This window comes from Ruegeria sp. CDSC085 (genome assembly GCF_059610465.1).
On sequence record NZ_JBXWNR010000002.1, the window covers coordinates 1 to 11,590 of the forward strand.

The 11,590-nt window shown below is 56.1% G+C and carries 11 protein-coding genes; 5 read left to right on the top strand and 6 right to left on the bottom strand.

Features of this window, described 5'->3' with window-relative positions; genetic code table 11:
* Positions 1 to 256: 256 nt before the first annotated feature.
* The 3 genes from alaS (at position 257) to AC2FJB_RS03430 (ending at position 4,211) form a co-directional block, all read left to right on the top strand.
* A complete protein-coding gene (gene alaS, locus AC2FJB_RS03420) occupies positions 257 to 2,929 on the top strand; it encodes an alanine--tRNA ligase (RefSeq protein ID WP_496717594.1) in 2,673 nt (890 codons plus the stop codon).
* A 1-nt stretch (position 2,930) separates the two neighbouring features.
* A complete protein-coding gene (locus AC2FJB_RS03425; protein WP_117868918.1) occupies positions 2,931 to 3,218 on the top strand; it encodes a DUF1330 domain-containing protein in 288 nt (95 codons plus the stop codon).
* A gap of 369 nt (positions 3,219 to 3,587) precedes the next feature.
* The gene (locus tag AC2FJB_RS03430; protein WP_496717592.1) at positions 3,588 to 4,211 is read left to right on the top strand and encodes a transglutaminase-like cysteine peptidase; all 624 of its coding nucleotides are present in this window, start codon (positions 3,588 to 3,590) and stop codon (positions 4,209 to 4,211) included.
* Between the two features lie 75 nt (positions 4,212 to 4,286).
* Here AC2FJB_RS03430 and AC2FJB_RS03435 read toward each other — a convergent pair whose 3' ends face one another.
* From AC2FJB_RS03435 to AC2FJB_RS03460, 6 genes are all read right to left on the bottom strand, one after another.
* A complete protein-coding gene (locus tag AC2FJB_RS03435; protein WP_496717591.1) occupies positions 4,287 to 4,721 on the bottom strand; it encodes a hypothetical protein in 435 nt (144 codons plus the stop codon).
* 463 nt (positions 4,722 to 5,184) lie between these two features.
* The gene (typA, locus tag AC2FJB_RS03440; RefSeq protein WP_117868919.1) at positions 5,185 to 7,002 is read right to left on the bottom strand and encodes a translational GTPase TypA; all 1,818 of its coding nucleotides are present in this window, start codon (positions 7,000 to 7,002) and stop codon (positions 5,185 to 5,187) included.
* Positions 7,003 to 7,078: 76 nt separating this feature from the next.
* Complete coding sequence (locus AC2FJB_RS03445) at positions 7,079 to 7,414, bottom strand: DMT family transporter (protein ID WP_117868920.1); 336 nt, start codon at positions 7,412 to 7,414, stop codon at positions 7,079 to 7,081.
* 375 nt (positions 7,415 to 7,789) lie between these two features.
* Entirely contained in the window at positions 7,790 to 8,953 is a 1,164-nt protein-coding gene (locus AC2FJB_RS03450; protein WP_496717590.1) for an HD domain-containing protein, read from the bottom strand.
* The gene (locus AC2FJB_RS03455) at positions 8,950 to 9,195 is read right to left on the bottom strand and encodes a hypothetical protein (RefSeq protein WP_117868922.1); all 246 of its coding nucleotides are present in this window, start codon (positions 9,193 to 9,195) and stop codon (positions 8,950 to 8,952) included. The genes AC2FJB_RS03450 and AC2FJB_RS03455 overlap by 4 nt, the downstream gene beginning before the upstream one ends.
* The gene (locus tag AC2FJB_RS03460) at positions 9,195 to 9,848 is read right to left on the bottom strand and encodes an alpha/beta hydrolase (protein ID WP_117872752.1); all 654 of its coding nucleotides are present in this window, start codon (positions 9,846 to 9,848) and stop codon (positions 9,195 to 9,197) included. Before AC2FJB_RS03460 ends, AC2FJB_RS03455 begins: the two co-directional genes overlap by 1 nt.
* 181 nt (positions 9,849 to 10,029) lie before the next feature.
* Here AC2FJB_RS03460 and iscR point away from each other — a divergent pair, with 181 nt between their 5' ends.
* Both iscR and AC2FJB_RS03470 read left to right on the top strand, forming a co-directional pair.
* A complete protein-coding gene (gene iscR / locus AC2FJB_RS03465) occupies positions 10,030 to 10,488 on the top strand; it encodes a Fe-S cluster assembly transcriptional regulator IscR (protein WP_496717589.1) in 459 nt (152 codons plus the stop codon).
* A 50-nt stretch (positions 10,489 to 10,538) separates the two neighbouring features.
* Entirely contained in the window at positions 10,539 to 11,582 is a 1,044-nt protein-coding gene (locus AC2FJB_RS03470; protein WP_496717588.1) for a cysteine desulfurase family protein, read from the top strand.
* The last annotated feature ends 8 nt before the right edge of the window (positions 11,583 to 11,590 follow it).

Consider the following 11,590-nt stretch of genomic DNA (forward strand, 5'->3'; position numbering starts at 1 on the left):
TAGGCGAGGAAGCCGAGTTCTCATTTTGTTCGCAGATTTTTGCGAAGCCTTCTTGGGTTCCAGCACGTCACAAGCTCATATTTCTAACGAAAACGACCAGCGGCCTAGCTGCTGGTCGAAAGCTCGTCAATATTTACCTATAGTGGTTTGCCGTCGGGCCGCCATGTTTCGTTCGGGCACACCTCTGCTGTGGACACTCCTCTGACGGGGGGATAAACCTGCGGAGACCAAGATTTACGTGCGCCGAGAGAGCCCTATGCCAACCCTGAACGACATCCGATCGACCTTTCTGAACTACTTTGAAAAACAGGGGCATGAGGTCGTGGCGTCCAGCCCGCTGGTGCCGCGCAACGACCCTACGCTTATGTTCGTCAATTCGGGCATGGTGCAGTTCAAGAACCTGTTCACCGGCCTGGAAACACGTGACTACAAGCGCGCCACCACGGCGCAGAAATGTGTGCGTGCTGGCGGCAAGCATAACGACCTCGACAATGTGGGCTACACTGCGCGCCACCATACATTCTTCGAGATGTTGGGGAACTTTTCGTTCGGTGATTACTTCAAACACGAAGCGATCCCGTTCGCGTGGGAACTGATCACCAAGGAATTCGGAATCGACAAGAACCGCCTGCTTGCTACGGTTTATCATACTGATGACGAGGCGTTTGAAATTTGGAAAAAGGTCGGTGTTCCCGAAGACCGGATCATCCGCATCGCCACCAGTGACAATTTCTGGCAGATGGGTCCGACCGGCCCCTGCGGCCCGTGTACCGAAATCTTCTACGATCATGGCGACCACATCTGGGGTGGCCCTCCGGGATCGGCCGAAGAGGATGGCGATCGTTTCATTGAAATCTGGAACGTCGTTTTCATGCAGAACGAGCAGTTTGAAGACGGCTCGATGGTCGAACTCGACATGCAATCGATCGATACGGGCATGGGGCTCGAGCGCATCGGTGCGTTGTTGCAGGGCAGCCATGACAATTATGACACCGATCTGTTCAAGGCACTGATTGAAGCGTCGGCCGATGAGACTGGCGTGGATCCTTACGGGGATCAGAACGTGCACCACCGTGTGATTGCGGACCACTTGCGTTCGACCTCGTTCCTGATTGCGGATGGCGTGATGCCGAGCAATGACGGCCGCGGTTATGTTCTGCGTCGCATCATGCGTCGTGCCATGCGCCATGCTCACCTGTTGGGTGCCAAGGATCCGGTCATGCACCGACTCGTACCGTCACTCGTACAACAAATGGGTGGGCACTATTCAGAGTTGACCCAGGCACAGCCATTGATTGAAGAGACTTTGTTGCTTGAAGAAACCCGCTTCAAGCAGACGCTGGATCGGGGGCTGAAGCTGCTTGACGACGAAGTATCTGGCCTTTCCGAGAGTGCGCCATTATCCGGTGAAGCGGCCTTTAAGCTGTACGACACTTATGGCTTCCCGCTGGACCTGACGCAGGATGCGCTGCGTGAGAAGGGCCGGACGGTTGATACAGACGGTTTTGACGCGGCGATGGCGAAACAGAAGGCCAAGGCACGAGCTGCCTGGGCGGGGTCGGGTGAAGCTGCTGATCAGGCAGTCTGGTTCGATGTTCTGGATACCGCCGGGGCGACCGACTTCCTTGGCTATGACACCGAGAAGGCTGAAGCTCAGGTTGCTGCTTTGGTTGTTGACGGCGCTTTGGTTGAAAAGATCGATGCGGGTGACAGCGGCTGGGTCGTGGTGAACCAGACCCCATTCTACGGCGAGGCAGGTGGCCAGGTCGGTGACACTGGCGAGTTGCGGCGCCTTGAAGATCGCGATCACCTCAGCCGGGTGGAGGACACCAGGAAATTCGCCGATGGGAAGGTCTATGCGCACAAGGTGACGGTCATCAGCGGTGCTGTGTCAAAAGGTGATGCTGTCGAGCTGGAAGTCGATCATGCGCGCCGCACTGCAATCCGGGCCAACCACTCGGCCACGCACCTGCTGCATGAAGCACTACGGGAAACGCTGGGCGACCACGTGGCGCAGCGCGGCTCGCTGAATGCGGCCGATCGTTTGCGGTTCGACTTCAGCCATTCCAAAGCGCTGAGTCTTGAGGAAATCCAGAAAGTCGAACGTGAGGTGAACGACTTCATCCGCCAGAACTCGGCTGTCGAGACACGGGTCATGACACCAGATGATGCGCGCAAACTGGGCGCGCAGGCATTGTTCGGTGAAAAATACGGTGACGAGGTTCGTGTTGTTTCGATGGGCAAGGCGTCTACGGGCAAGGGCCATGATGGCGAGACATGGTCGATTGAACTGTGTGGCGGTACCCATGTGCGCCAGACGGGTGACATTGGCACGTTTGTCGTGATGGGGGACAGTGCAAGCAGTGCCGGCGTGCGTCGCATCGAAGCGCTAACCGGGGATGAAGCTTTTCGGTACCTTTCGGCGCAGGATCAACGTCTTGCAAAGGTGGCGTTGGAACTGAAGGCGCAGCCGGACGATGTTGTGGCACGCGTGAAGAGCCTGTTGGAGGAACGCAAGTCACTGCAGAATGAAGTGGCTCAGTTGCGTCGTGATCTTGCGATGTCCGGCGGGGCCGGGAAGGGTGGTGGCGCCGAGGCACGTGATGTGAACGGAGTGAAGTTCATGGCACAGGCCCTCAGCGGTGTATCCGGGAAAGATCTTCCGGCATTGATCGACGAACACAAGGCTCGACTTGGGTCAGGTGCGGTGCTGCTTATCGCGGATACAGGCGGCAAGGCTGCGGTTGCGGCCGGCGTTACCGAAGACCTGACAGGGACCATTTCGGCGGTCGACCTGGTCAAGGCCGCCGTGGTGGAATTGGGCGGCAAAGGCGGTGGCGGTCGTCCGGATATGGCTCAGGGCGGCGGCAAGGACGCGTCGAATGCGGATGCGGCGATCAAGGCCGCAGAACAGGTTTTGGGAGGATAAGATGGCGGCACTTTGGATTGCGCATGTAACGGTGACTGATGCCGAGGCGTACGGAAAATACGCTGAATTGGCAGGACCAGCCATTGCCAAGCACGGGGGAGCCTTCATCGCCCGTGCCGCGCGTTATGTTCAGTTGGAAGGCAAGGAGCGACCACGTAATGTCGTCGCCCGGTTCCCATCGCTTGAAGCAGCGGTCGAGTGTTACAATTCGGATGATTATCAGCAGGCACTGAGTCACGCACGCGAGGCAAGTGAACGTGAATTGGTTGTGGTTGAAATCACAGAGTGATCGCCAGGTTTCACGACTTGAAACATCGTTTGCCGTAGAGTCTGGCAACGAATAGGCAATCATCTGCTTATGTCACAATCGATCAAGGAAACTCAGCCCGCAAACATGGGCTGAGATTAATTTTACATTATTGCAGGCACTTACGTGATTTTGGTGCCGCAGATTTTAGAGCTTCGCGCCCGAATTGTGGCCGCGCCATCCAATTTCTTGCGCGAAAAGGTCAGATTAGCGGACGAAATTTCGCCCTTTTTCCCCTTCAACTTTTTAGGTGATTGCTTGGGCAGGGTTGTTCGCAGATAGTTTCATGAATCGGAATGCGACCCTGTTTGACGTGCGATCGTGCGAAAAACACCGGATTGGGGTACAGGCATGAAACACTTTACAAATCTGGCCAAACGGATTGGTTCCAGACTTTTGCCGGTTTCGGTGCGGGTCGTCAGCATCTGTGTTTTAGGCATCTGCACCTTTGCCATGACCTCGGTCGCGCATGCGTCCGGGAACGGGTTTATCCCAAGTGTCGCGTCTTCACCACCTCCGTCCGGAGCCGCCAACTTGTGCGCTCAATACAATTGGGCCTGCGCAGGAAAGCGATCCGTATCCTTGTCCAGTCAGCAAGAACTGCAGGTTGTCGAACAAATTAACCGGCGTGTGAACAGGTCGACCCGCGAAGTCACCGATCAATCTCAGTACAAAACGACCGAGCGATGGGCGCTGCCCACCGCCAGGGGCGGTGATTGTGAGGACTTCGCGCTGTTGAAGAAAAGAGACTTGATCCATGCGGGGGTCGATCCAAGCAAACTCTTGATCGCTACTGTTCTGGACACGCGCCGGGTGCCTCATGCGGTGCTGGTGTACCGCTCTTCAAACGGTGATTTGGTTTTGGACAACCTCACAAACCGTATCAAACCCTGGACAGCGACGCGGTACCTGTTTCTTCGTATGCAAGACCCGAACCGGCCCGGAAGTTGGGTTGGTGTTTACGGGCATAGCTGAGGAAAACTGAAAACCTTTTTTGAGAAAGTGAATACCGGTGCAATCGAATCTTGCACCGGTATTTTTGCTTCCACACTAGAACGTTTCGCCGCCGCCTTCACCTTCGCCGCCGCCTTCACCTTCGCCGCCGCCTTCGCCTTCGCCGCCGCCTTCACCTTCGCCGCCGCCTTCACCTTCGCCGCCGCCTTCGCCTTCGCCGCCGCCTTCGCCTTCGCCGCCGCCGCCTTCGCCACCGCCTTCGTTTTCACCACCAGTGCCGCCACCTTCACCGCCAGTGCCACCGCCTCCAGCGCCAGTGGTGCCAGCTCCACCGCCTGAACCGCCGCCACCACCGAAAGCCGGGCTGCTGTCGGCAGTCTCATCAGACGGACCATCACCGGACCGCTGATCACTTGCGCCGATCGATGCTGTCGGAAAATCAGAAAGCAAGTCTGCAAGTGGCGTACATTCAGCTCCGACACGCGCAAGAATTTGATCGAAATCGTGCCGGCGCTGAATGTATCGGATCATACCCGATGTTACAGCGTCGCACTCACATAGAACCTGCGCGGACGCAGCGGATTGTCTGGCCGTTTGAATCGTACACGTCCCGGCTGCGAATGCTTCGCCAGTGGGCGAAAATAAAAAAGTAGTGGCTACAAAAAAAAGCGGGATACTGCTTGATTGGACTCCCATTTGAAACTCCTCGAAACTCGATATTCAACTACGTGTTCATATGAACCACCGATGCGCCGGTGTTTATGAACCACGTCACACAACTGGCATATTTTCACCTTAAATGGGTCTCAATCACAATATGTGGAATGGGTGAGTGGCAAAACCTTAATGCAACTTAAAGCAGAAATAGTATTCTTTTCAAAAGAAAACCGGGCGTATTGCCCGGTTGCCCATTTTTCATCTTTTGTCCGTTTGGACGCAAAAATGCCACACTGAGGCAATTGTTTCTGATTACGACGGCGGGTTGCCCGAATGATCAGGCCGACTTGGCCATCCGCTTCCGTTCGTGAGGATCGAGAAAGCGCTTACGCAGGCGTACAGCGTTGGGTGTGACCTCGACCAGTTCATCGTCGTCAATATACGCAATCGCCTCTTCCAGTGAGAACTGGATATGAGGCGTCAGGCGAACCGCATCGTCCGAGCCGCTGGCGCGCACGTTGGTCAGTTTCTTGCCTTTCAGCGGGTTCACTTCCAGATCATTGTCGCGAGAATGCTCACCTATCACCATGCCTTGATAGACATCCGTTTGGGGGCCGACAAACATCCGACCACGCTCCTCGAGGTTCCAGAGGGCATAAGCGACGGCCTGACCTTTTTCCATCGAGATCAGAACGCCCGCCCGACGCCCCGGGATCTGACCTTTGTGCGGAGCCCAGTCGTGGAACACGCGGTTCAATACGCCCGTACCGCGCGTGTCGGTCAGGAACTCGCCGTGATAGCCGATCAGGCCGCGGGACGGTACGTGGGCAATGATGCGGGTCTTGCCAGCACCTGCGGGGCGCATTTCGACTAACTCACCTTTGCGTGCGCCGGTGATCTTTTCGATCACCGAGCCGGAGTATTCATCATCCACGTCGATGGTGACTTCCTCAATGGGTTCCAGACGTTGCCCGTTTTCTTCGCGGAACAAAACCTGCGGACGCGAGATGCTGAGTTCGAAACCCTCACGGCGCATGTTCTCGATCAGAACACCCATCTGCAATTCGCCTCGGCCTGCGACCTCGAATGCCTCGCCGCCGGGCGTGTCGGTGATGCGGATCGCGACATTCGATTCGGCTTCTTTCATCAGGCGATCACGGATAACGCGTGACTGAACCTTCTTGCCATCCCGACCGGCCAACGGAGAATCGTTGATCCCAAAAGTAACGGTAATCGTCGGCGGGTCGATGGGTTGTGCAGGCAGGGCTTCTTCGACCTGCGGAGCAACAAGGGAATCTGCCACTGTGGCTTTGCTCATGCCTGCGATGGTGACGATGTCACCGGCTTCTGCCACGTCGATGGGCTGCTGTGCCAGTCCGCGGAATGCAAGTATTTTCGAAGCGCGGAAGTTTTCGATCACCGTTCCATCGCGGCTGAGCGCCTTGAGGTTGTCGCCTGCCTTAAGAGTGCCGCTTTCCACACGACCTGTTAGAATGCGGCCGATGAACGGATCGCTGCCCAAAGTTGTGGCCAGCATCCGGAACGGCTCGTCCTTGTGCTCGACCTGCTTGGGGGCAGGGACGTGATCGACGATCAGGTCAAACAGGGCGCTCAGGTCCTTGCGGGGGCCGTCCAGCTCCATGTCTGCCCAGCCCGAACGGCCCGAGGCGTACATCGCCGGAAAGTCCAACTGGTCGTCATCGGCACCGAGGTTTGCGAACAGGTCAAAGCATTCGTCCAGTGCGCGGTCAGGTTCCGCGTCCGGTTTGTCGACCTTGTTCAGAACCACGATTGGGCGCAGACCCAGCGCCAGGGCCTTGGAGGTCACGAACTTGGTCTGCGGCATCGGGCCTTCTGCGGCGTCAACCAGTAGGACAACTCCGTCGACCATGCTGAGAATGCGTTCCACTTCACCGCCGAAATCGGCGTGGCCGGGTGTGTCGACAATGTTGATGCGGGTGTCTTTCCACTCGACCGACGTTGCCTTGGCCAGAATGGTGATACCACGTTCGCGTTCCAGATCGTTGCTGTCCATGGCGCGTTCCGCCACGGACTGGTTTTCCCGGAACGCGCCGGATTGTTTGAGCAGCTCATCCACCAGGGTCGTCTTGCCGTGGTCAACGTGAGCGATGATTGCGATATTGCGCAGGTCCATGAGAGGTCAGCCTTTGAACGGGAAGTTGCCGCGCGCATAGCGCGGCGCGACAAAATATACCAGCCCTAACCGTGGATCAGTGACCAGCAGTCTTGGAAAAGAGGTGAATGATCAGGATTCCCGCCAATATCATGGTAAGGCCAAGTACCGCCGGCCAATCCAGTTTTTGACCGAAAACGATGAAACCGATCACGGCGATCAGAAAAATTCCCAGACCTGACCAGATCGCGTAGACAATGCCAACAGGCATGAATTTCAGCGTCAACGCCATGAAGTAGAAAGCGACTCCGTACCCCACGACCACAAGGACGGACGGCCAAAACCGCGTGAATTGTTGACTGGCCTGCAACGCGGTGGTGCCAATGGTTTCCGCAATAACGGCTAGCATCAGATACAGATACGCTTGGGGCATTTGAATCCTCAAATGGGGAAGACACATCGCGTTGAGCATGAAATTGAAGGTCTGAGCAAGGTAAATTTCCATCTCAACCAGGTAGAACGCCAGCCGAGGTCAGGTATACCTTACTGTTCTGAAAATCGAATTAGTGTAATGTTCTCAACATATTTTATCTTTTGTTAATGAGTATTGAGTGATGACGACATTTTCGAAATCCGTCATATTTGCTTCGGGTCTGATTGTGGTGATTGGGTGGCTTGCTGACGGGGGGTCCGTCGAAGTTGAAGCAGCCAACATGGTTCAACAGTTTGATGGTAGTAGTGTTTTTTAGCGCCGCGCAGAACTAAGCAGGGAAAAAGGAGCCTTCCGGCTCCTTTTTTCCTTTGTTGTCTAGTGATGAAGAGCCTCGCCGCTTTGGAAATACGCAGCCAGTTGCGGTTGCAGCCAATCCCAAAGCCGAGGAGACCCCGCTGCAATTGCAGGCTGAACTCGCGCCTCAAGCTGAGCATATGTTACCTTGTAATCGACCCATGACCCGCCACCGGTTTCCAGATTGGCGATAGGTGTCTGAAAACGGTCGACGGCTTTGGCGAACTTGGCGTCTGGGCTGTCTGCAGCTTCAAACTCTTGCCACAGCGTGGTGAAGCCCTTGCATTGAGTGTCAGGCAACAGACCAAACAACCGCTTGGCCGCCGCTTGTTCCTTGGCAGCTTGCGCCGCGTGATCGACCTGCCCGTGGATCGGGTTATCGCCGGCGTCGATTTCGACGATATCGTGCAGCAACAGCATCTGAATCACCCGATCAACACTGATCTTCTGAGGCGCGCTTTCAGACAGGACCCAGGCGTAGAGCATGATGTGCCACGAGTGTTCCGCCGAGTTTTCAAAACGATCACCCGCCATCAGCCGCGAGGCGCGGAGAACGGATTTTAGCTGATCGGCTTCAGTCAGAAAAGGCAACCGGGTCGTAAACGCATTGGCGCGCGTATCTGTGCCGGCCAGCAGGTTGATGGCATGCTCGTAGGCCAACGGAAAAACCTGTGCCAGATAGGCTGCACGGCCGCCTTCGAGATTTGAACGCGCTATGTCCACGTGGTCCGGATTGGGGTTAGGGGCACACAGAACCTGAAACAGTGGCTGACACCGGTCCAGTATCTTGGCAAACTGGGCGTCGGGGGACTGATCCTCCTCAAATTCACGCCAGAAAGCGTGGAGCGCATCAGCCTGATCCTTTGGCAAAAGCCCAAACAACTCCAAAGCTGCGGCTTGCTCAGCCTTGGCAACCGAAGCCCAATCGGTTTCAAGATGAATTGGGTGGTCGCCAACAACGATCTCAACCAGATCATGTAGCAAAAGCATACGGATGACCCGATCAATTGAGACATCCGACCCTGCCAACGGGGCCATGACCAGGGCCCACAAGGCCAGATGCCAGCTGTGCTCCGCAGAATTCTCGGGTCTCGACTGGTCAAGCAGGACATTTGCCCGCTCGACCATTTTCAGTTCGTCAGCCCGTTTCAGAAATGCGATTTGCACCGACAAACGGTCGGTCATTGTTTTTCGATGGCCTTCAGTTTGGCGCGATGCGCAGACAGGCGTTTGATCACAAACTGCCTAGCCTTCCGTTCAGCCAATCGAACACGAATTTCCGTCAGAAACGCTTCTTCCAGAGACTGAGATGCTGCCCCGAGCACTTCACCAACTTCGACAAAAAATCTGTCTTCGCCTGTCTCATCCATAACCTTCATCGTGTCTTCGGCCAGTTTGGCCGCAAGAGATGTGATGGTGTCGGACATTAGCGGGTGTTCTCGGTCAGGCGCCGTTTCACATAGTCACTGACCTCGGTGATCATCGTGTCCATGTGTCGATCCTGAAAAAAGTGATCGGCCCCCTCTACCTCGGTGTGGGTGATGGTGATTCCCTTTTGCTCGTGCAGCTTGTTCACCAGCGAGGTTGTGTCAGCCGGAGGCGCCACCCTGTCAGCCGTGCCATTGATGATCAGGCCGGAAGACGGGCAGGGGGCAAGGAATGAAAAATCGTACATGTTTGCAGGGGGCGATACACTGATGAATCCCGTGATTTCAGGGCGGCGCATCAGCAGTTGCATACCGATCCACGCACCGAACGAGAAACCTGCAACCCAGCAGTGCTTCGAATTGTTGTTCATCGATTGCAGGTAATCCAGCGCCGAGGCTGCATCGCTCAGCTCACCCACGCCCTGATCATATTCGCCCTGACTGCGACCGACACCGCGAAAGTTAAAGCGCAACACGGTGAAGCCCATGTTGTAAAAGGCGTAGTGCAGATTATAGACCACCTTGTTGTTCATGGTCCCGCCGAATTGAGGATGCGGGTGAAGCACGATGGCGATCGGTGCGTCTTTTTCCTTTTGCGGGTGGTAGCGGCCTTCCAGGCGGCCTTCGGGTCCGGGAAAAATCACCTCGGGCATGTGTGCTTTGGTCCTGTCTTTTTCGTACAGATGCCCGGACATACTTGACGATAATCGTCGGGCACCTTAGAACGGTTCTAATTACATTGCATGGCGCTTTTTTACGCTGCCAGTCGGAGATACGCACTGGCAGCGTCGGCGTCAATGATTTCGCGCAAATCCTGCTGAGAGGAGACATGGAATGAAGCTGTCGACCAAGGGGCGTTACGCAATGGTCGCTCTGGCGGATATAGCGCTTCATCCGACAGAAAGCTTGGTGACGCTTGGGGAAATCTCCGAGAGGCAGGACATCTCGTTACCGTATCTCGAGCAGCTCTTTGTCAAACTGCGTCGGGCGGACTTGGTGTCTTCCGTTCGCGGACCCGGTGGCGGGTACCGACTGGCTCGCCCTGCGTCTGAAATTCGCGTTGTCGAGATACTGGCGGCCGTAGACGAAACCGTTGATGCCCTGCAAAAAGGGGCAGGAGCGTCCGGAGCTTCATCCGGCAGTCGCGCGCAATCGTTGACCAATCGGCTTTGGGAAAGTCTCAGCGCACATGTCTATGTGTTCCTGCATCAAACCCGCTTGTCGGATGTGATCAAGAACGACCTCGCCCCGTGCCCGGCCGTTCCGAACCTGTTTTCTGTTGTAGATGAATGAACTGAACAGGCGAGGTAAGAAATGAAGTCTGCCGGCAAAAAGATGTATCTATGAAACGTGTTTATCTGGATCACAACGCAACAACGCCGCTGCGTCCAGAAGCGAGGGACGCGATGATTGCGGCCATGGATGTCTGTGGCAACCCCTCGTCGGTTCATGCGGAAGGTCGTGCCGCCAAAGCTCTGATCGAACGTGCTCGGGCTCAGGTTGCATCGGCCTTTGGGGCGGATGGAGCGGATATTGTTTTTACATCTGGTTCAACCGAAGGTGCGGCGCTGACATTGTCGAGGCGCCAATTGCACGGTGCAGCGATTGAGCATGACGCGGTAAGAGCTTGGATCAAAGAGGATCTTTCGGTTTCTGAGTTCGGAGACGTGCAGGTGGCCGCACCTGAAATGTCGACATTGCAACTGGCAAACTCAGAGACAGGGATTGTTCAAACACTGCCGTCCGGTCTGGCCGTGACAGACGCCACACAGGCTTTTGGCAAGCTGCCCCTCGCGTTCAACTGGATGAGTGCGCAGATGGCCTTGGTTTCCGCCCATAAGCTGGGCGGCCCAAAAGGTGTCGGTGCCGTTGTGATGAAGCGAGGAACAGATCTGGCGGCGCAGATCAAGGGGGGCGGCCAGGAAATGGGCCGCAGGTCTGGGACCGAAAATGTCATTGGTATTGTGGGGTTCGGCGCGGCAGCTGAAGCTGCAGCACGGGATCTGGCCGATGGCGTTTGGGAGCAGGTCGAAGAATTTAGAAATATTCTAGAAAACGCTCTTGAGGCCGCTGTAAAATCACCTATTTTTGTCGGGAAAGGGCGGCGACGCCTGCCGAACACCCTGTGTTTTGCTGCGCCCGGTTGGAAGGGTGAAACCCAGGTCATGCAGATGGACCTGTCGGGTTTTGCCGTCAGTGCGGGCTCTGCCTGTTCCAGTGGCAAGGTTCGTGCCAGCGCGGTGCTTACCGCAATGGGTTTTGACGAGGAGACAGCCAGCAGCGCAATCCGCGTGTCGCTGGGACCTCGGACAACGGAAGAAGATGTGCTGCGTTTCGCCGAGACGTGGCTTGAGAAAGAGAAAAAGCATCGCGCGCGAGCTGCGTGATCTGACGG

Bases quoted from the DNA above. Each gene is read 5' to 3' on its own strand.
- iscR (WP_496717589.1), top strand. From the start codon at position 10,030: ATGAAGCTGTCGACCAAGGGGCGTTACGCAATGGTCGCTCTGGCGGAT.
- alaS (WP_496717594.1), top strand. From the start codon at position 257: ATGCCAACCCTGAACGACATCCGATCGACCTTTCTGAACTACTTTGAA.
- AC2FJB_RS03455 (WP_117868922.1), bottom strand. From the start codon at position 9,195: ATGTCCGACACCATCACATCTCTTGCGGCCAAACTGGCCGAAGACACG.
- AC2FJB_RS03425 (WP_117868918.1), top strand. From the start codon at position 2,931: ATGGCGGCACTTTGGATTGCGCATGTAACGGTGACTGATGCCGAGGCG.
- typA (WP_117868919.1), bottom strand. From the start codon at position 7,002: ATGGACCTGCGCAATATCGCAATCATCGCTCACGTTGACCACGGCAAG.
- AC2FJB_RS03430 (WP_496717592.1), top strand. From the start codon at position 3,588: ATGAAACACTTTACAAATCTGGCCAAACGGATTGGTTCCAGACTTTTG.
- AC2FJB_RS03450 (WP_496717590.1), bottom strand. From the start codon at position 8,953: ATGACCGACCGTTTGTCGGTGCAAATCGCATTTCTGAAACGGGCTGAC.
- AC2FJB_RS03445 (WP_117868920.1), bottom strand. From the start codon at position 7,414: ATGCCCCAAGCGTATCTGTATCTGATGCTAGCCGTTATTGCGGAAACC.
- AC2FJB_RS03460 (WP_117872752.1), bottom strand. From the start codon at position 9,848: ATGCCCGAGGTGATTTTTCCCGGACCCGAAGGCCGCCTGGAAGGCCGC.
- AC2FJB_RS03470 (WP_496717588.1), top strand. From the start codon at position 10,539: ATGAAACGTGTTTATCTGGATCACAACGCAACAACGCCGCTGCGTCCA.
- AC2FJB_RS03435 (WP_496717591.1), bottom strand. From the start codon at position 4,721: ATGATCCGATACATTCAGCGCCGGCACGATTTCGATCAAATTCTTGCG.